At 60.6% G+C, this 18898-nt stretch carries 17 protein-coding genes; 4 read left to right on the forward strand and 13 right to left on the reverse strand.

Annotated elements, in window-relative coordinates:
* Positions 1 to 2: 2 nt before the first annotated feature.
* The 3 genes from trpC to glp are packed head-to-tail and all read left to right on the forward strand — an operon-like array spanning position 3 to position 2526.
* Positions 3 to 815 (forward strand): indole-3-glycerol phosphate synthase TrpC, encoded by an 813-nt coding sequence (gene trpC / locus IHQ71_RS11275; protein ID WP_258162052.1) that lies wholly within the window; start codon positions 3 to 5, stop codon positions 813 to 815.
* Positions 816 to 817: 2 nt separating this feature from the next.
* Positions 818 to 1306, forward strand: coding sequence for a cyclic pyranopterin monophosphate synthase MoaC (moaC, locus tag IHQ71_RS11280; protein WP_258162053.1), 489 nt, complete (start codon positions 818 to 820; stop codon positions 1304 to 1306).
* Positions 1306 to 2526 (forward strand): gephyrin-like molybdotransferase Glp, encoded by a 1221-nt coding sequence (glp, locus tag IHQ71_RS11285; RefSeq protein ID WP_258162054.1) that lies wholly within the window; start codon positions 1306 to 1308, stop codon positions 2524 to 2526. The genes moaC and glp overlap by 1 nt, the downstream gene beginning before the upstream one ends.
* A 27-nt stretch (positions 2527 to 2553) precedes the next feature.
* Here the strand turns inward: glp and IHQ71_RS11290 are convergent, their stop codons facing one another.
* Together IHQ71_RS11290 and IHQ71_RS11295 are read right to left on the reverse strand one after the other, a co-directional pair.
* On the reverse strand, positions 2554 to 3228 hold the full coding sequence (locus IHQ71_RS11290) for a TetR/AcrR family transcriptional regulator (RefSeq protein WP_258162055.1): 675 nt from the start codon (positions 3226 to 3228) through the stop codon (positions 2554 to 2556).
* A gap of 24 nt (positions 3229 to 3252) precedes the next feature.
* Positions 3253 to 5658, reverse strand: a complete 2406-nt coding sequence (locus IHQ71_RS11295) for a ComEC/Rec2 family competence protein (protein ID WP_258162056.1) — start codon at positions 5656 to 5658, stop codon at positions 3253 to 3255.
* 632 nt (positions 5659 to 6290) lie between these two features.
* Between IHQ71_RS11295 and gltA the strand changes: the two genes are divergently transcribed.
* Positions 6291 to 7583 (forward strand): citrate synthase, encoded by a 1293-nt coding sequence (gene gltA / locus IHQ71_RS11300; RefSeq protein ID WP_258162057.1) that lies wholly within the window; start codon positions 6291 to 6293, stop codon positions 7581 to 7583.
* Positions 7584 to 7616: 33 nt separating this feature from the next.
* On the opposite strand, the gene IHQ71_RS11305 is transcribed toward gltA, so the two are convergent.
* The 11 genes from IHQ71_RS11305 to pyrH form a co-directional block, all read right to left on the reverse strand.
* On the reverse strand, positions 7617 to 8780 hold the full coding sequence (locus IHQ71_RS11305) for a lipid-A-disaccharide synthase (protein WP_258162058.1): 1164 nt from the start codon (positions 8778 to 8780) through the stop codon (positions 7617 to 7619).
* Positions 8777 to 9649: an LpxI family protein gene (locus tag IHQ71_RS11310; RefSeq protein ID WP_258162059.1), complete on the reverse strand. Its 873-nt coding sequence runs from the start codon at positions 9647 to 9649 to the stop codon at positions 8777 to 8779. The genes IHQ71_RS11305 and IHQ71_RS11310 overlap by 4 nt, the downstream gene beginning before the upstream one ends.
* A gap of 1 nt (position 9650) precedes the next feature.
* Entirely contained in the window at positions 9651 to 10463 is an 813-nt protein-coding gene (gene lpxA / locus IHQ71_RS11315) for an acyl-ACP--UDP-N-acetylglucosamine O-acyltransferase (protein ID WP_374989975.1), read from the reverse strand.
* Entirely contained in the window at positions 10463 to 10930 is a 468-nt protein-coding gene (gene fabZ, locus IHQ71_RS11320; protein WP_258162060.1) for a 3-hydroxyacyl-ACP dehydratase FabZ, read from the reverse strand. Before fabZ ends, lpxA begins: the two co-directional genes overlap by 1 nt.
* Positions 10923 to 11984: a UDP-3-O-(3-hydroxymyristoyl)glucosamine N-acyltransferase gene (gene lpxD / locus IHQ71_RS11325; protein ID WP_258162811.1), complete on the reverse strand. Its 1062-nt coding sequence runs from the start codon at positions 11982 to 11984 to the stop codon at positions 10923 to 10925. The genes fabZ and lpxD overlap by 8 nt, the downstream gene beginning before the upstream one ends.
* Positions 11985 to 12034: 50 nt before the next feature.
* Complete coding sequence (gene bamA / locus IHQ71_RS11330) at positions 12035 to 14365, reverse strand: outer membrane protein assembly factor BamA (protein WP_258162812.1); 2331 nt, start codon at positions 14363 to 14365, stop codon at positions 12035 to 12037.
* A gap of 196 nt (positions 14366 to 14561) precedes the next feature.
* Positions 14562 to 15701 carry an RIP metalloprotease RseP gene (gene rseP / locus IHQ71_RS11335; protein ID WP_258162061.1) on the reverse strand — a complete coding sequence of 380 codons (1140 nt, stop codon included), beginning with the start codon at positions 15699 to 15701 and terminating at the stop codon, positions 14562 to 14564.
* Between the two features lie 56 nt (positions 15702 to 15757).
* Positions 15758 to 16576, reverse strand: coding sequence for a phosphatidate cytidylyltransferase (locus IHQ71_RS11340; RefSeq protein ID WP_258162062.1), 819 nt, complete (start codon positions 16574 to 16576; stop codon positions 15758 to 15760).
* Positions 16576 to 17319: an isoprenyl transferase gene (locus IHQ71_RS11345; protein WP_258162063.1), complete on the reverse strand. Its 744-nt coding sequence runs from the start codon at positions 17317 to 17319 to the stop codon at positions 16576 to 16578. The genes IHQ71_RS11340 and IHQ71_RS11345 overlap by 1 nt, the downstream gene beginning before the upstream one ends.
* A gap of 78 nt (positions 17320 to 17397) precedes the next feature.
* On the reverse strand, positions 17398 to 17955 hold the full coding sequence (gene frr / locus IHQ71_RS11350; protein ID WP_258162064.1) for a ribosome recycling factor: 558 nt from the start codon (positions 17953 to 17955) through the stop codon (positions 17398 to 17400).
* Between the two features lie 61 nt (positions 17956 to 18016).
* Positions 18017 to 18739, reverse strand: a complete 723-nt coding sequence (gene pyrH / locus IHQ71_RS11355) for a UMP kinase (protein WP_258162065.1) — start codon at positions 18737 to 18739, stop codon at positions 18017 to 18019.
* Between the last annotated feature and the right edge of the window lie 159 nt (positions 18740 to 18898).

The following is an 18898-nucleotide window of genomic DNA, read 5'->3' on the forward strand; positions in this document are numbered from 1 at the left end:
AGATGGCAGATATCCTCAAGAAGATCGAAGAGTACAAGCGCCGCGAGATCGCGGCAGCGGAGGCAGCGCTGCCGCTCGCCGAGATCAAGTCGCGCGCCGGAGATGCCGGAAAGTCGCGCGGTTTTGCCGATGCGCTGAGGGCCAGGCAATCGAATGGGCTGTTCGGCCTGATCGCCGAGATCAAGAAGGCAAGCCCATCCAAGGGCCTGATCCGGCCGGACTTCGATCCCCCCGCCCTCGCCCGCGCCTATGAGGCTGGCGGCGCTGCGTGCCTGTCGGTGCTGACGGATGCGCCGAGCTTCCAGGGCGCCCCGGAATTCCTTAACGCCGCACGAGCCGCCTGCGCGCTCCCCGCGTTGCGCAAGGACTTCATGTTCGAGCCCTATCAGGTCTATGAAGCGCGCGCCTGGGGCGCGGATTGCATCCTGCTGATCATGGCGTCTCTGGCGGACGATGAAGCCGAACGGCTCGAGGATCTCTCGTTCGAACTCGGCATGGACGTGCTGCTCGAAGTCCACGACGAAGCGGAGATGGAGCGTGCGCTGCGGCTGAAATCTCAGTTGGTCGGCATCAACAACCGCAATCTCCGCACCTTCGAGGTCGATCTCGCGGTCTCCGAGCGGCTGGCGCCGATGGTGCCCGATGGCAGGCTGCTGGTCGGCGAAAGCGGAATTTTTACGTATGACGACTGCCGGCGCCTCGCGGGGGCCGGCATCTCCACCTTCCTCGTCGGCGAAAGCCTGATGCGGAAAACGGATGTCGCGCAAGCTACACTCGACCTTCTCAACGGAGCGGCATCCGCCGCAGCGGAATAGCCATGTCGAACCTCACCCACATCGATGCGGCGGGCGAGGCCCATATGGTCGATGTCGGCGGCAAGACCGAGACTGTCCGGGTCGCCGTTGCCGAAGGCGCGATCCGTATGCGGCCGGATACGCTCGAACTGATCGTCTCCGGCAACGCAAAGAAGGGCGACGTCATCGGTACCGCCCGGATCGCCGGCATCATGGCCGCCAAGAAGACCTCCGACCTCATCCCACTCTGCCATCCACTGATGATCTCCAAGATTTCGGTAGACATCACGCCTGATACCGCCCTGCCCGGCCTCCGGGTACAGGCCACCGTAAAGATCGAAGGTAAGACGGGCGTCGAGATGGAGGCGCTGACGGCCGTGTCGGTCGCCTGCCTGACGCTCTACGATATGGCGAAGGCCGCGGACAAGGGCATGGAGATCATCGATATCCGCTTGAAAACCAAGTCCGGCGGCAAGTCCGGCGACTACATCAGAGAGCAACGGGCTGACTGATGGCTCTCCTTTCCGTCGAAGACGCATTAGCCAGATTGATCGGCGGCGCCGCAAGGATATCGCGAACCGAGACGATCGATCTTTTCGATGCCGACGGCCGTGTCCTGGCAGAGCCGGTGTCGGCCAGCCTCACCCAACCACCCTTCGACAATTCCGCCATGGATGGCTACGCATTGCGGGCTGAGGATGTCACGTCGCTTGGCACGCGGCTCGACGTCATCGGAGAATCGGCCGCAGGCCGTCGCTTCGCCGGCACGGTCGGCAAAGACCAGGCCGTGCGGATCTTTACCGGTGCCCCGATGCCCGCGGGCGCCGACGCCGTTCTTCTGCAGGAAGATGCCACACGGCTTGACGGAAACATCATCGAGACAAATTTCGTCGTGACCGAGGGACGGCATGTCAGGCCACGCGGCCAGGATTTCGTGGAAGGTGAAATCGTCCTCAATGCCGGCGAGATCATGGATGCTGGCCGGTTGACGGTCGCAGCGGCCATGAACCGTCCGCAGGTCACGGTCTATCGCAAGCCCTTGATCGCAGTCATCGCCACCGGCGATGAACTCGTTCCCGCAGGAACCGCGCCCGGGCCGGACCAGATCGTCGCCTCTAGCATCTACGGCGTTTCGGCCTTGGCGAAGGCCGCCGGCGCGGATGTACTCTATCTCGGAATCGTCAGCGACGACAAAAGCCAGATCGAACGTGCCGTCGCCAAGGCGCAAGACGCGCAAGCCGACATAATCGTCACGCTCGGCGGCGCCTCGGTCGGCGACCATGATCTCGTCCAGCCGGTTCTCAGATCCATCGGCATGGAGCTGGATTTCTGGAAGATCGCCATGAGGCCGGGAAAGCCGTTGATGGTCGGCTCGCTTGGCAATGCCCGCGTCCTCGGCCTGCCCGGAAATCCCGTATCGAGCATGGTCTGCTCGCTGCTGTTCCTGGAACCTCTCGTCGCTCACATGGCCCATCTGCCGCCACCCGAACGCCGCGCCAGGGCTGTTGCGGCGATGGCACTCGCCGAGAACGACCATCGCCAGGATTATTTGCGGGCGCGGCTCGTACGCCGGCCGGATGGAATGCTGGAGGCGCATTCCTTCGGCAAGCAGGATTCGTCGCAGATGAAGATTTTCGCCGGGGCTGACTGCCTGATCGTGCGTGCGCCGAACGCCGAGGCCCTGCAGGCCGGCGCTGAATGTGATATCCTCACCTTACGTCAGCCGATGTGAACAACAGCGCTTAGGCCATTGAATAGATTATATTGCCGGCGCCTTCAGACCGGCGGCGACGAAGTGAATGATTCGGTCGATACCCGCGTCGAGGTCGGTCATGTCGAACTTGCCGCCAGCCAGGATGCCGATATTGTCGGTATAAGTCGCCGCGTGCTGGAAGACGCCGAAGACGCAGTGCAGGCGCCAGTAGAACGCGTTGTCGTCGAGATGCCCGCATGTCCCGCGCAACAGCGTGACGAAGCGTGCCGTGCATTCACTGAATATCTCGGCCATGATGGTCTTCACCTCAGGCGAGGGATCCGTGAGGATGCGTGCGTAGATCCGGCAGAAATGCGCCCTTTTGGGGGGATCCTCCCGGTTGCTGAGGAAAGCCGGCTCGAAATAGGCCCGCAGGATTTCCTCGACCGTCGGCGCGCGGCCGACAAATTCGTCGTAGCGGCGCATGCGCTCGGCGATGACGGGTTCCATCCGGCGGCTGCATGCAGCGCGGAACAGGCTTTCCTTGCTGCCCCAGTAATAATGAAGCGCCCCGAGATTGGCTTCGGCCTCTTCGGCGATAGCCCGGATTTTCGCGCCCGCATAACCGTTTTCGGCAAATTGACGCTCAGCCGCGTCGAGGAAATCGTTTTCCGTCGTATCGGACGATCCCGTTTGCGTCTTCTTCTTCCGCGCGATTCCTTCGTTGGTCTTCTGATTCATCGCCGTTACTTTCGCGACGGTCCCCTAGTAGACGTATTGCCCACTCCGCCAATCGTACACGCGATGACTATACCACGATCGATCGCCAATACCAAAGGCGGAAATCACTCTGATTTTACGTGAATTTGCCGGATCAAACCAGATTTCGACCGATCCGGTCCGGCGCAGGCTTGTGCCGCTGAATATTTTCGCGCCAGAGCGGCATTCCGTCCATTTCAGACGGGCGCCGGTGATGACGATGTCGGCCATGTCGCAGGCAGAACCGACCAAACCGCTGATGTCCGTCTGGAGAATCACCGCACCACTTTTCACGCGGGCGATGCACCAGAGCCCATTGCGGCAGGTGAAGCGGTCTGAACTCGCCTTGACGAGATCGGCCTTCATCAGCTTTCGGGCAGACGCAAGTTGCTCGGGATCGAGGCGCCAGCGTTCCTTTCTTGCCAGGTCACCGGGCACCGCCTTCATCACGGGCTGCATGTGCTGATCGACAGGCAATGCGCGTTGCCATTGTTCCAAGATGAAGGCGGTTGGCCTTGTGCGGGTCGTGGCAATGCCTTTGTCACTCAGCAGTCCGGCAAGCGTGCCATCCTCATAGATGACAAGATCGGGTTTCGGCCGAGCGGGCAGAGCCAGATAGAGCAGCATCAACGTGATCGCAAGGCCGGCGCCGGCATAGCGAAGTTTCGATCGCATGATGGCCAGTATCAGGAAGGCAATCGTCAATCCGACGAACAGCCAGCCCGGAATTCGCCCGACGATGGCATCGCCCTCGAACGACGCGATCCATTTGGCGATGGCGATGACCAGATCGAGCCCGAGGCCCATGATCTGCAGCGGCAGCCAGTCCAGGCCGAGCGGCATGAGTATCAGCGCAAGCAGACCCGCAGGCATCACGATGAAGGAAATGATCGGCATGGCGAGGAGATTGGCTGGAAGCCCCCAGGTGGCGATCCGGTGAAAGTGCTCGATGGAAAACAGCGCCGTCGAGAAGCCGCCGATCAGCGAGGTCATGAAAACACCGGACATGAATACCCAGACCGGCAGGGCTGGTTTCATGAAAGGTATGCCGGCAAATGGCAGATCACGCGCCTGGCGGCGTTGCCAGAGGCTATAGCCGGCCACCAGCGCAAGGGTCGCGGCATAGGACATCTGGAAGCCTGGTCCCATCACCGCCGATGGCGAGAGGACAAGGATCACGATCGCCGAGAGCGCCACATTCCTCAGGCTGATCGACGGCCGGCCGAAGAACACCGCCGTCAACATGATCGCCATCATGATGTAGGCGCGTTCCGCCGATACCGCGAAACCGGATATAAGATAGTAGCCCGTCACCGTCAGAAGCGCGCCGGCGGCGGCAATCTTCTTGACCGGATATCGGTGGGTGACTTCCTGGTTGAGACTCAGCAAAGCGCGAATGCCGACGAAGAAAATACCTGCGGCGAGCGCCATGTTGAGGCCGGAAATCGCGATGATATGCGTCAGCCCCGCGAGCCTGAGCGCCTCGGCGGTTTGCCTGCTCATCGCCCGGCGGTCGTCGGTGACCATCGAAGCGGCGAATGCGCCCGTGTCGCCGGGTAGAACGGAGCGGATATGTTCGCTGATCCGGCCGCGCAATGCATTCAGCCTGCCGGTTACAGATTCGGCAACGTCTGTATCGCCGTCCCACATCCCAAGTGTCAGCGGGCGGCCGTAGAAGAAGCCGATCGCACCCGTTCCCTCGAAATGGGCGCTGAAGGCAAAATCGTTGAGCCCGACAAGCGCGGGACCGGAGGGTGGCGACAAACGCGCCCTGCCCTCGATGATCTCGGCGAGCGCAAACGGCTCACCCTTGCCCAACGCTGTGAGCTTGACGATGTCGGGCGCCCGCTCCAATACCGGATTTTCCGTCGCAGCGACCTGGATCGTGTATCGCCAGCGCCCATTGGCGTCCGCCTCGCGTTCGGTGACCATCCCGGTCACCGTGGTGGTCACCGAACTGTCGAGAATGATAGTGCCGGCTCGTTGCGTCTCCCACGCCGCCAGCAGGGCTCCCGTGGCGATCAATACCAGTACCGCAATCGGCGCGCGCAGCTTCAGCCGCGACGGACCAGCGATCAGCCAGGCTGCCGAAAGCATCCCTACCAAGACAATCAGATATGTCTGGGACGGTGTCGTGGGGGATGCAAACCAGGCGCCCGCGCCGGCGCCAAGAAATACCGGCGCCCAATAGAAGAGGTGGCCGAAGGCTCCTTCCTCTTCCATAGCGGCATGAACCGCGAGCCGCCACTTTGCGATAAGCCCGTGAAATGCTCGCCAATTTCCCGCTCGTGGCGCCGGATGGATCCCATCATCCCGCTCGCGCCCGATTGCTGCCGGCAGCAGGTCGAAATCGATCGGCCGCGGTGCCGATGTCCGCATGCCTGTCTTATCGATGTCACGCGCGCCCGACATAACACAACCCCGCGCCGCAGGCAGGATAGTGCAACCTCTGGAGATAAATGGCAACCGCTGCCAGCCGCGGGATGCTAAAGTGTGTCGCGGCTATTTGGAGCCATTCTGCCGGAGCAGGTTTTCGTCAGGACCAAGGCGGCGGGCGAGCGTCGTACCCTTAGGTACGGCCGAGACCCGACGCCGCAGGGCATGGCGGAAAGATGCCCGGCCCACCGGGCGCGCTTCGCGACGCCCGGCGATTCTGATGTCTTGCAGATTTGCTTCAGGAAATCTGCGGGAGGTTGGCTGAAACGGGCCGCCTGATCGACCGGCCGGCTTGGCCGTAGATCTGGCTACGACGCGCGCCGGCCGATCGACCATCCGACTCCGCTTGAGCCAACAGAATGGCTCCAAATAGCTGCGACACGCTTTGGTCCAGCCTGGCGCCATTTTCGGGCAATAGAGCTTCAATCGATTAAATTCTTAAGCCACAAGATTCCCTTTGATTTCCGGGTTTTGCAGTGCCAAAACCTGATATGGCGATGCAGCAATAATCATTGGCAGTGCTTGGCATAACCGCCTACATACTATAGCAAAAAATCGCAAAAACGGACGATGTCCCCCACCGTCCTCGACCCAGACCGGAGGCATTCATGGCTGACAAAAAAGCGGTTCTTACACTCAATGACAAGACGGTCGAACTTCCGGTCCGATCGGGCTCCATCGGTCCTGATGTTGTCGATATTGGGCCGCTCTACAAGAACACCCACGCCTTTACTTACGATCCGGGCTTTACGTCGACCGCGTCCTGCGAGTCCAAGATCACCTATATCGATGGCGACGAGGGCATGCTGCTCCACCGCGGCTACCCGATAGACCAGCTCGCCGAGCATGGCGACTTCCTCGAAGTCTGCTATTTGCTTCTTTACGGCGAACTGCCGACCGCGACGCAGAAGGCGGATTTCGACTATCGCGTCACGCATCACACCATGGTGCACGAACAGATGAGCCGCTTCTTCACCGGCTTCCGTCGCGACGCCCATCCGATGGCCGTCATGTGCGGCTGCGTCGGCGCGTTGTCGGCCTTCTATCACGACTCGACGGATATCACCGACCCGCATCAGCGCATGGTGGCGAGCCTGCGCATGGTCGCCAAGATGCCGACGATTGCGGCGATGGCCTACAAGTACCACATTGGTCAGCCCTTCGTTTATCCGAAGAACGACCTCGATTACGCGTCGAACTTCCTGCGCATGTGCTTTGCCGTTCCTTGCGAGGAATATGTGGTCAATCCGGTCCTGGCGCGCGCCATGGACCGCATCTTCATCCTGCATGCCGACCACGAGCAGAACGCCTCGACCTCGACCGTGCGGCTCGCCGGCTCTTCGGGCGCTAATCCGTTCGCCTGTATCGCTGCCGGCATCGCCTGCCTCTGGGGTCCCGCCCATGGCGGCGCCAATGAGGCGGCGCTCAACATGCTGCGCGAAATCGGTACCGCCGACCGCATTCCGGAATATATCGCCAAGGCCAAGGACAAGAACGATCCGTTCCGCCTGATGGGCTTCGGCCACCGCGTCTACAAGAACTACGATCCCCGCGCCAAGATCATGCAGAAGACCACGCATGAAGTACTCGGAGAACTCGGCGTGAAGGACGATCCGTTGCTCGAAGTGGCCATGGAGCTCGAACGCATCGCGCTTTCGGACGAATATTTCATCGAGAAGAAGCTCTATCCGAACATCGACTTCTATTCCGGCATCACGCTGTCGGCGATGGGCTTCCCGACCGAAATGTTCACCGTGCTCTTCGCGCTCGCCCGTACCGTCGGCTGGATCGCGCAGTGGAACGAGATGATCGAAGACCCGGACCAGCGCATCGGCCGTCCACGCCAGCTCTATATCGGCGAGCCGCCGCGCGACTACGTGCCGGTGTCCAAGCGCGGCTGAGCCGCCAACCAGATTTGCGTCGATCGAGCCCGGCTACCGCGCCGGGCTTTTTCGTTGCGCCAGATTGAGCACGATTTCGGCGGCATGTTCGCTGGCCGGCTTCTCGGTCGCCAGATTCTCGAAGACTGTCTGGCAACCCGCCAGCACGGCGGCACGTTGAGGCGTATCCCTCGAGAGCCGCTCCAGCCAGCGGCCGAGCATTTGCGGCCGCAGGAACTGGTCATAGAATTCGGGGAACACGGGATAGTCCGCGATCAGGTTCGGCAGCGCGCCGGACCATGTCTTGATACGGCTCATGATCATGCGGATGAAGATGTCCGTCTTATACGTCGCAATCGCGGGAATGCCGGTCAGGGCGAGTTCGAACAACACCGTACCAGCGGCAGCGAGAGCGGCATCGGCCTGGCGAAAAGCTTCCCATTTGCCTGTTTCCCCGACGACGATCTCCGGCTTGACCGGCCAATCCGCGGTCATTTCGCGAACGCGCGTCTCCTGGTGCGGCACAGTCGGCATGATGAAGCGATATTGGCCGCGCGACGACAGGAATTCCGCTGTCTCCCGGAAAATGGGCAAAAGCCGGCTGATCTCCGTGACGCGCGATCCGGGAAGCAGAAGGATCGTTCTCGCTGATCCGGCAGGGACAATTCTTGAAGCATTGTGCGAACGCGCTTCGAGCACGTCAGGCAGCGTTCTCAGCCGATGGCCGACATAGGTCGTGGGAGGACCGCCCAGCCGCTCCATCACCTCGGGCTCAAATGGCAATATCGCCAGGACATGATCGACATAGGCGACCATGCGCTTGGCGCGATACGGCTTCCACGCCCAGACCGTGGGGCAGACATATTGGATCACCGGAAGCCCTGGAATCTGCTTGCACACCTTCTTTGCCACCCGATGGGTAAAGCCCGGACTATCGATGATAACCAGTGCATCCGGCCGCGCTGCGGCGACGGCCGATACAGTCTGGTTTATGCGTTTGATGAGAGTCGGAAGCCGCGTCAGCACGGCAGAAATGCCCATAATGGCCGTGTCGCTGAAGTCGAAGAGCGAGACCAGACCCTCTGCGGCAAGCGCTGGTCCGCCAACGCCCATGAATTCAACGTCTCCGCCGGTCAGCCGCTTGATTTCCGCGACCATGCCGGCACCCAGGAGATCGCCGGAACTCTCGCCCGCAATGACCGCGATCTTCAGCGTCATCGCGCCGTTCCATAGGCATCGGGATCGATACCCGCCACGAACATCCCATGACCGTCGGCGAAGTCGATGACGTCTTGACGATCGAGCAGCAGAGACCGGCCCGCTTCCAGGGCTATGCCTGACAGGCCCGCCTCATGGGCATTGCGGATTGTCGATAGGCCCGCCGAGGGAAGGTCGACGCGGAGATCCTGGCTCGGTTTGCAAAGCTTGACGAGCACGCCTGGACGCGTCGCCGAAATCCGCTCCCGTGTCCTGAGTTCGTTGATGCGACCAATCATGGAATCCGTGCCTTCAGGTCCCTCGAGTGCCACCACACGCCCGCCAACCGCGATCACACCCTGCCCTATGTCGAGTTCTCCGAGCAGTCGCGCAGCTTCGATCGATATCCTTATATCGGCTTCCGCCTGCCGATCGGGCGCATGCTGCCCGAGCGGACCTAATTCCGCGACCAGTCCCGGTGCGATATCCTGGGCACCGATCACCCGGCGTCCGTCGCCTTCGAGAAGGCCGATCGCCGTGGTCAGCACCAGATTGTCGCCACCATGCATCAGCGTGCTCACGAGCTTTGGAAGGCGCCAGATCGTGCCGAGGTTCAGCCGGATTTCGTTCCATGCGGGCCGCACCCGCACGCCACCGGATAGGACGATCCGGCCGACCTGCTTTTCGGCCGAAATCCGCTTGAGGCCCGCAATGTCTCCGATGCCAAGATCGGTATGGTCGAAAGCCGACCAGTCGGCCGTCGATTCGCCCTTGATCGCAAAGATATACGGCTCGTCGTCGCGGCTGCGCGCCGCCTCGGCGACATAGAGCGGCAGCCTGCCGCTGCCCGCGACGATCGCCAACCGGCCCTGGTTGTCCCGCCGCGTCACCTCAGGATTTTGTTCGATTGGGCGTGGAAAGCGCCCGATCCGCATCCGCGGCGATGAAATCCAGGATTTCCAGCGCCGGCGGGCAATCAAGAAAATCATCCCTGATGCGGGAGGCATTCGAACGGACGGAACCCTCGCCGTCGAATATTTCCTTATAGGCCTTGCGCACGCGATGGATCGTCGGCCGATCCATGCCGGCGCGCGTCATGCCTACGACATTCAGCCCGCCCAACGCGCCGGGATTGCCGTTCAGCATGCCATAGGGAATCACGTCATAGGCGACGCCCGACAAGCCGCCGACGAAAGCCTGGCGGCCGATGCGTGTGAACTGATGGACAGCGGAGCCGCCGCCGAGAATGACGCGATCCTCGATCGTCACATGGCCGGCAAGCAGAACGGCGTTCGACATGATGATGCCGTTGCCGAGATGGCAATCATGCGCGACATGCGAGCAGGCAAGGAACAGGTTGTTGTTGCCGATAGTGGTGCGACCGCCGCCACCTGACGTGCCGGTGTTGATCGTGACGCCTTCGCGCATGGTGCAGTTGTCGCCGATGTCGAGGGTGGTCTCTTCGCCGGCATGGTGCACGCTCTGCGGATCGCCGCCGATCACCGCGGTCGGATGAATCTTGCAGCCGTTGCCGATTGTCGTGCGGCCCGTCACCACGACATGGCTGATGAGTTCGCAGCCGGCACCGAGCGTCACCTTCGGCCCAATATGGCAGAACGGCCCGATCATTACATTGTCGCCGATCACCGCGCCGTCCTCGATGAAGGCGAGCGGATGAATGCGGGCGGTTTTCGAGATTGCCATTATTCCCGACCCTGAGGGACCATCATGGCGCCGACGTCAGCTTCCGCGACCTTCTGGCCATCGACCATCGCGTCGCAATGGAACTTCCAGATATTGCCGCGCTGCTTCTGTTTGGTCACGTGGAACTCAACCCGGTCACCTGGCACGACCGGCTTGCGGAAGCGGGCATTGTCGATCGTCATGAAATAGACGAGGCTGGTTTCGCCCACGACCTTGCGCGCGCAAATGGCCCCGGCCGTCTGCGCCATCGCCTCGATGAGCAGCACGCCGGGCATGATTGGATTGCCGGGAAAGTGGCCCATGAACTGGGGCTCGTTAGCCGTTACATTCTTGATGCCGATGGCGGAGTCGTCGCCGTTGATCTCGATGATCTTGTCAACGAGCAAGAAGGGATAGCGATGCGGCAGGAGCTTCATGATCTCCATGATATCCGCTGTTCCGAGCGTGGTTTTCGTATCCTCACTCATGTGTCTTCTTTCCCTTTCTCCGGTTCAGCTCCGTCTTGGCCAGCATTTCGACCGAGTCCCGCAGGAAGTCCTTGATCGGCCTTGCTGGAATGCCGCCGTATTTTCCACCCGCCGGCAGGTCGGTGGCAACACCCGTCATCCCCGCAAGCTGCACGCCGTCGCCGATCGTGATGTGCCCAGTAATGCCGGTTTTGCCGCCGATCAATACGCCATCGCCAATCCTGGTGCTGCCGGCAATCCCGACGCCGGCGACGATGCCGCAATGCCTGCCAATCTTCACATTGTGGCCGATCATCACGCTATTGTCGATCTTGGAGCCTTCGCCGATGATCGTATCGTCCATCGTGCCGCGATCGATCGTCGAGTTCGCGCCGATCTCGACATGATCCTGGATAATGACCCGGCCGATCTGCACGATCTTTTCCATTCCACGCGGGCCTGGCGCATAGCCAAAACCATCCTGGCCGACGCGCGCGCCGTTGTGAATGATGACGCTGTTGCCGACATAGCTGCACAGCACGCTTGCATGCGCCCCGATCGAACAATCCCGGCCGATCTTGACATGTTCGCCCAGCACGGCGCCCGCCCCGATACGCGAGCCTTCGCCGATCGACGCATGTGCGCCGATAATCGCGAAGGGTTCGACGACAACACCGGATTCCAGTTTGGCACTCGGATGCACGATCGCCTGAGGGCTGACGCCCTCCGTTTGCACGTTGGCCGCCGGCTTTAGCGCGTCTGGATGCAGAAGCGCGCCCGCACGCGCGAAAGCCAGATGCGGATTGGTGGAGATCAGGACCGTGATATGGCTGGGTACGAGGGAGGCTAGCGGCTCGGCACAAATGATCGCCGTGGCGTTGCAAGTCTCCAGTTCGACGCGGCTCTTGCGGCTCAGCATGTAGCAAACGTCGCCCTCGATGCCGCGATAAATCGGCGAGACGGCGTTTACGAGCTTGTCGGATGCACGGCTGTCAACGAGACTCAGATCGAGTGACGCAGCGAAGTCGGCAAGCCGCATGCCCTTGTGAGGAGGAAAGAATTCCGAACGGATCATCATGCTCCATCCCAGTGCCGCATCGGATGCGGCACCGGACCGTATGTTCATCAGAAGGCGGTCGAGATGCCGAACTTCAGGTTCTGGATGATGTCCTTGTCCTGCTTGATGACCGGGATCGCATAGTCAATACGCAGTGGGCCGAATGGCGACGCCCAGATCAAGCTGGCACCCGTCGCTACCCGCCAATCCATGGCGGCGCCAGTCAACTTGCCCTTTGACGGTTGACGAATCTTCACGTCGTTACCGAAGAGCGTACCGGTATCGACAAAGAAGGCGCCGCGGAAGCCGGCATCCTGAGAGATGCCCGGCAACGGGAATGATGCTTCGGCGGAAGCCGTGGCATAGGTCGTGCCGCCGATGGCGTCGCCGCGCATGCGCGGACCTATACCGGAGTCGGCAAAGCCGCGGATATCATTTGAGTCCAGGGAGAACTGATCAAACAAGTTCAGATGGCCGCCCGTTGTCGAGATCACATGGCCCGCGGATGCCGAAAGCGAACCGACGAGATCCATGTCGTCCGACACGGTATAGTAGCCGCGAGCACGACCGCTGATCTTGTAGAAGTCGGAATCACCGCCGAGCCCGGCAAATTCCTGGGTCAGCGAGGCCAGGATGCCCTCATGTGGCAGCACCGCCGTGTCGAGCGTATTGTAGGTCAAGGAGTTGGAAACCGAGGACTGAACCCAGGGGCTTCCATCGACAACGTCCTTGTAGGGTGCCGAAAGCCTACCATAGGCGTCACTGGTATATTTCACCTCTTTGTAATTATAGCGGAACGTCGTCGATAGATCGTTGGTGATCGGCGCCGAGACACGCAGCGAGAAGCCCTGGTCCTCGTACGCGTAGTTATTCTCGATCGAGCTGGACGACTTGAACAGATCAAAGCCCGCGGCAAGGCGGTAGCCCAGGAAATAGGGCTCGGTGAACGAGATAGAATAGTTGCGCGTCTCCGCACCACCGCTCGCCGACACGCGGATATATTGGCCGCGGCCGAGGAAGTTTTTCTCCTCGATCGACGCTTCGATGATGAAGCCTTCGCCACCCGTCGCATAACCGCCGCCAATGCCGAAGCTGCCGGTCGACTGATCGACGACATCGACGACCACGACGACGCGATCGGGCGCGCTGCCCGGTTGCGTGGAGATGTCGACCTTCTGGAAGTAGCCTAAACGCTCAAGACGGCGCTTGGCTTCGGCGACACGTTCCTGGTTGAAGGCATCGCCTTCCGCCATGTCGAACTCGCGACGGATGACATAATCGCGAGTGGCGGTGTTGCCACGAATCTCGATCCGCTCGACATAGGCGCGCTCGCCCTGATCGACGAGATAATCGACCGCGATCGTCTTGCTGGCCATATCGCGATTGCCGCGCGGGACAACGCGGGCGAAGGGGTAACCGGCAGCCGCAACCCGCTTTGAAATTTCAGTAATCGAATCCTGCACGTCACGGGCCCGATAGATCTTGCCTTCGCGCGATTCCGTAAGGCCCTTGAGTTCCTCGGGATCGACGCCATCGACGGTACTCTCGACATTGACGGGACCGAATTCGTAGCGTTGGCCTTCATCGACATTGATTGTCACGACATAGGTATTGGTCGCCGGATCGAGCGTCGCATCGGATGAAAGCACCCGGAAGTCGGCATAGCCGTGATTGTAGTAGAACAGGCGCAGCGCTTCTTCGTCGGCGCGCAGCTTGTCCTCGTTGTAGATGTCCTTGCGGGTGAGGAACGAGAACCAGCCCGATTGCTTCGTCGTGAGGACTGCGCGCAGGCGGAAATCGCTGTAGTGCTCATTGCCCTCGAAATTGATCGTATCGATCTTGGTTCGGCCGCCCTCGTTTATAACGAAGGCAACGTTCACGCGGCCTTCGCCGACAGGGGCGGTCTGCGTGGTGATCTCGACATCAGACCGCCCGATCGCCGCATAGGCCCGGCGCAACGACTGCAAATCCGCCTCGATCAGCGATTCGCTGTAGGGTCCGAGCGGCTGCGTCTTCACCATCCCGATGAGCTTGTCGTCCTTGATCTTGCGGTTGCCGTTGAAAACGACCTGATTGACCAGTTGATTCTCGTTGACGACGACGACGAGCGTGCCACCGGACACGGTGATCCGTACATCGGAGAAAAGACCGGTTGCATAAAGGCGCTTGATCGACAGGTCGATATCGGCGTTCGAGAAGTCCTTGCCGGGAACGATCGTCAGGCTCGACCGTACCGTATCGTCGCCCGTGCGTTCAGCGCCACGAACCGAGATGTTGCGGATCACCGCCGCCTGGGCTGTAACGGGATTGACCAGCACCATTGTTCCGGCAGATGTCAAAACACCGGCGGTCATCGCGATCGCAGACGCCGCGTTCAGAAATCTCGAACTACCATTCATTAACTTCATACCCTTTTCCCGTTACCCGGACAGCCGCTAAGGCACCCCATCCAGGCCACTCCGCCGTTTTAACCGCTTTTCCCATACAAGCAAGTGAGTTGGTTAAATTCTATTTACTTCGTTCCGAAGCGTGACGTAATGGCCACGCCAACACCGAATTAAGGTAAATATTTCCTTGTCTTGTAATAGTTCGTTATCACCCGAGCCAGTTGGAAATGTTCCTGGTGATGTCGTTCCACGTCACGAAAACCATCAGCGACAGCACGAGGAACATCCCGACCCGGAACAAGACCCCCTGCGCGGTCTCCCCGACCGGTTTTCCCCTGAGCGCCTCTACCGCATAAAACATTAGATGGCCGCCATCAAGTACCGGAACCGGCATAAGGTTGAGCAATCCGATCGAAACCGAAAGAACCGCGGCCAGATGCAAAAGCGCAATAATTCCAAGCGTCGCCACCTGCCCCGCGGCTTGCGCGACAGCAATCGGCCCGCCGAGCTGGTCGGCCTTCATGCGGCCGGCAAAGATGTTGCCGATATAGCGGAACGTGCCCGTGACGATGTGTCCGGTCTCCCGCACCGCCTCCGCCACTGCCTCAAGAGGCGTGAAATGCACGACGCGTAGATTGCCGCCATTCTTGTCGACAACGATGCCGATGATTCCCAGCTCGATCTTGTTGCCGAACCGATCCTTGATCTCGGTCAGCTTCGGTGTGATCGGAATGTTGATAGCTTCGCCCTGGCGCTTGACCGTCAACGTCATAGGCACACTCGGCCGGATGCTGACATAGCGCTGGACATCGTCGAAGGTCACAATCGGGTTGCCATCGATGCTGACGAGCAGGTCGCCCGGGATGATTCCCGCCGCTGCGGCCGCGCTGTCCTTATTCACCTGCGCCACCACCGGATCGGCGACGAACTTGCCATAGGCCATGAAAATGCCTGACAGGATGACGATCGCCAGCAGGAAGTTGGCGATCGGACCTGCCGCCACGGTCGCCGCACGCTTCCAAAGCTTTGCTCCGGTGAAGGTCCTCGCGCGCTCCTCGGGCGGCAACTCGTCGAGCGCCTCGAAATCGGGTGTGCTGGCCGCGTCCGCGTCGCCATAGAATCGCACATAGCCACCCAGCGGGATGGCGGAAATCTTCCACCGCGTGCCGTGCTTGTCGGTGAAGCCCCAGAGTTCGGGCCCGAATCCAAAAGAGAAGGCCATGATCCGGATGCCGCTCCAGCGGCCGACGAGATAATGGCCCATCTCATGGATGAACACGATCAGCGAGATCACCAGCAGGAATGCCGGCACCATCAGGGCCCATTGGTTGCTCAGTAGTCCGGTCATTCAGAAAACGTCCTAGATTTTGCCGCAGGCAGCGCGGACCATATGCCTGATATAAGCTAGCCCGTAGCTGTCGCCAACTGTCCGCTCGCCACGGCAACCGCCAAGCCGCCCAGAAACGCCAGGAAACAGGCGAAAACAAGCCCGTCCACGCGGTCCATGACTCCGCCATGGCCGGGAATCAGATGGCTCGAATCCTTCACGCCGAAGCGCCGCTTGATATAGGATTCGAACAGATCGCCGATCTGCGAGAAGATCGATAGAAGAATGGTGAACACCACCAGACCGACATGCAAATGCTCGCCGGCGAGCCAGACGACAAGACAGCCCGCAATGACGCCGGAGAGCGTGCCGCCGATGGCGCCGGACCAGGTTTTGCCTGGCGAAATACGCGGCGCCAGCTTCGGGCCACCAACCGCGCGTCCGACAAAATATGCGAGGATGTCAGTTCCCCATACGACTGCGAAGATGAAGACGATCGCGACAATTCCATAACTGTCCCTGAGCGCGGCGAGGGAAATCCCGGACAGGCCAGCGTAGAAAATGCCGCCGGCGAGCCAGTAGGATCTGCCTCTGATCGCCGCGACCAGGGCGGCAACGACCGTAAATCCGACTAGGAGATAAAGACTCACCAATGCTCCCTGCCGTGCACCGTCCAGCAGCAATTGGCCGAGGACGACCAGCACGCTCGCCCAGCCGAACAACGTGTAGCGATCTTTCGGTTCGTGTCCTGTAATCGTGGACCATTCGTAAAAGATGAGGAGTCCGATCACGACCGCGAAGATCGTGAATACGATGCCGCCGAGCCAGGTCGCACCAAGTGCCACTGCGGCAAGCACGATGCCGGAGACGATTCGCAGGCGCAGTTCCGGGTTCATCAGGAGACCGCAGCCGTTGCCACGGGCGCAACGCCGCCGAATCGCCGGTCTCTGCGCGCATAGGTCTCAAGTGCGGCGTGAAAAATGTCCCGGCTGAAATCGGGCCAGAATTCGGGCACGAACAGCAGTTCGGCATAGGCTGCCTGCCAAAGCAGGAAGTTCGAAAGCCGCTCTTCGCCCGATGTGCGGATGACGAGATCCGGATCCGGAATGCCGTTTGTATCGAGTTGATTCTCGATCGCCTGGGAATCGATATCGGCAGCGGCGATCTCACCGCGCGCAACCTTTTCGGCCAGCTTCTTCGTCGCACGTACGATCTCGTCGCGGGCGCCGTAGTTGAATGCGATGACCAGCGTCAGACCGGTATTGTGGCGCGTCGTCTCTTCCGCCTCGATAAGCAATGGCAGGATGTCGCTACGCAGGTTGTCGCGCGAACCGATCACCCGGATGCGGACGTTCTGGCTGTGAAGGTCCGCCAGATCGCGGCGGATGAAGGCCTTGAGCAGGCCCATCAGGTCGGTGACCTCTGCTTCGGGCCGCGACCAGTTTTCAGAGGAGAAAGCAAACAGGGTGAGATAGGATATACCAACCTCGCCTGCGACGCGCACTACGTCGCGAACGGCCTCGACTCCTTTGCGGTGCCCCATGGCACGCGGCAGTCCTCGCTGCTGGGCCCAGCGGCCATTGCCATCCATGATGATGGCAACATGCTCTGGGATCCGAACCAATTGTCTGTTGATCATTGAGGATGTCCGCTTTGCAAGTCTATCGCAGTTCCGATGACACTCGGCCAAGAATGACCACGCGATCTTTCGAAATACTTACACCTGCATGATTTCCTTTTCCTTGTCGTGAAGCAAGCGATCGATTTCGGTGATCGTATCATCCGTCATCTTCTGCACCTTGTCGGAATTCACCCGGCTGTCGTCCTGGCTCATCTTGCCGTCCTTCTCAGCCTTCTTGAAGCCATCCATGCCATCCCGGCGCACGTGGCGGGCGGCGACCTTGGCCTTTTCGGCATATTCATGGGCGACCTTGACGAGCGACTTGCGGCGCTCCTCGTTGAGCTCCGGCAACGGTATGCGCATGTTCTGGCCTTCGACGATCGGGTTGAGGCCCAGGTTGGATTCGCGGATCGCCTGCTCGACCGCCTTGACCATCGACCGGTCCCAGACAGAAACGGACAGCATCCTCGGCTCTGGAACGGTTATGTTGGCGACCTGGTTCAGCGGCATGCGCGCGCCATAGGCTTCGACCGTGACGGGATCGAGCACGTTGGCGGATGCGCGGCCCGTACGCAGGCTCGCTATGTCGCTCTTGAAGGCACTGATCGCGCCGTCCATGCGCCGCTTGATTTCCGTAAGTTCGATACTGCTCATCGCCAACTCCTGTCCCCGACACCTGCTCCCGTCAGTTGCCCGGGAATCAGGCCATTTTCTGTCAATTGTCTTTTACGATGGTCCGGCGGCCGCTGCCGGTCAAGATTTTCGAGAATTCACCCTTTTCGTGGATGGAAAACACGATGATCGGGATGTGGTTCTCGCGCGCCAGCGCAACGGCCGCGACATCCATTACCGCGAGGCCCTTCTCGAGCATTTCGGTATGCGTCAGGCTGTCGAAACGCGTGGCATCCGGGTATTTCTTCGGATCGGCCGAGTAGATGCCGTCGACCTGGGTGCCCTTGAAGATCGCCTCCGCACCCATTTCCGCGCCGCGGAGAGCCGCTGCGGAGTCCGTGGTGAAGAAGGGGTTGCCGGTGCCGCCTGCGAAGATCACCACGCGGCCGAGCGAGAGATGATAGAGCGTCGCGCGCTGGGAGAAGCTCTCACAGATCTCGGGCATTGCGATCGCCGAAAGCACCACGGTATCGATGTCCAGCTTGCGAAGCGATGTCGCCAGCGCGAGTGCATTGATGACGGTCGCGAGCATGCCCATATGGTCGCCGGTCACCCTGTCGCCACCTTTGGATGCGACGGCGACGCCGCGAAAAATGTTGCCGCCGCCGACGACGACGCCGACCTCTACGCCAAGCGCCCTCGCCTCGGCGATGTCAGCCGCAATGCGGTCGGCAACCGCGACATCGATGCCGAACCCCTGACTCCCCATCAACGCTTCGCCGGAGCATTTCAACAACACACGTTTGTAGATGGCGCTCGATGTCATGGTATCTCCCGTCTCGGCATTCAATAAAATGGGCCCAGCGCCCGGATATGGGATGGCAGCGATCACCTGCAAGTCAATTGCGGCGGCAAAGCGCCGGCAGACGGATTTTCGTCGATCCGCCGGAACATGATGCGCGTTCCGGGCGCCTGCGAAGAGGAA

Origin of the sequence: Rhizobium sp. TH2 (assembly GCF_024707525.1) — a bacterium.
GTDB lineage: Bacteria > Pseudomonadota > Alphaproteobacteria > Rhizobiales > Rhizobiaceae > Rhizobium_E.

Bases quoted from the DNA above. Each gene is read 5' to 3' on its own strand.
- rseP (WP_258162061.1), bottom strand. From the start codon at position 15,701: ATGACCGGACTACTGAGCAACCAATGGGCCCTGATGGTGCCGGCATTC.
- lpxD (WP_258162811.1), bottom strand. From the start codon at position 11,984: ATGATCCGTTCGGAATTCTTTCCTCCTCACAAGGGCATGCGGCTTGCC.
- IHQ71_RS11290 (WP_258162055.1), bottom strand. From the start codon at position 3,228: ATGAATCAGAAGACCAACGAAGGAATCGCGCGGAAGAAGAAGACGCAA.
- lpxA (WP_374989975.1), bottom strand. From the start codon at position 10,463: ATGGCAATCTCGAAAACCGCCCGCATTCATCCGCTCGCCTTCATCGAG.
- glp (WP_258162054.1), top strand. From the start codon at position 1,306: ATGGCTCTCCTTTCCGTCGAAGACGCATTAGCCAGATTGATCGGCGGC.
- moaC (WP_258162053.1), top strand. From the start codon at position 818: ATGTCGAACCTCACCCACATCGATGCGGCGGGCGAGGCCCATATGGTC.
- pyrH (WP_258162065.1), bottom strand. From the start codon at position 18,739: ATGACATCGAGCGCCATCTACAAACGTGTGTTGTTGAAATGCTCCGGC.
- IHQ71_RS11295 (WP_258162056.1), bottom strand. From the start codon at position 5,658: ATGTCGGGCGCGCGTGACATCGATAAGACAGGCATGCGGACATCGGCA.
- IHQ71_RS11340 (WP_258162062.1), bottom strand. From the start codon at position 16,576: ATGAACCCGGAACTGCGCCTGCGAATCGTCTCCGGCATCGTGCTTGCC.
- frr (WP_258162064.1), bottom strand. From the start codon at position 17,955: ATGAGCAGTATCGAACTTACGGAAATCAAGCGGCGCATGGACGGCGCG.
- trpC (WP_258162052.1), top strand. From the start codon at position 3: ATGGCAGATATCCTCAAGAAGATCGAAGAGTACAAGCGCCGCGAGATC.
- bamA (WP_258162812.1), bottom strand. From the start codon at position 14,365: ATGAATGGTAGTTCGAGATTTCTGAACGCGGCGTCTGCGATCGCGATG.
- gltA (WP_258162057.1), top strand. From the start codon at position 6,291: ATGGCTGACAAAAAAGCGGTTCTTACACTCAATGACAAGACGGTCGAA.
- IHQ71_RS11305 (WP_258162058.1), bottom strand. From the start codon at position 8,780: ATGACGCTGAAGATCGCGGTCATTGCGGGCGAGAGTTCCGGCGATCTC.
- fabZ (WP_258162060.1), bottom strand. From the start codon at position 10,930: ATGAGTGAGGATACGAAAACCACGCTCGGAACAGCGGATATCATGGAG.
- IHQ71_RS11345 (WP_258162063.1), bottom strand. From the start codon at position 17,319: ATGATCAACAGACAATTGGTTCGGATCCCAGAGCATGTTGCCATCATC.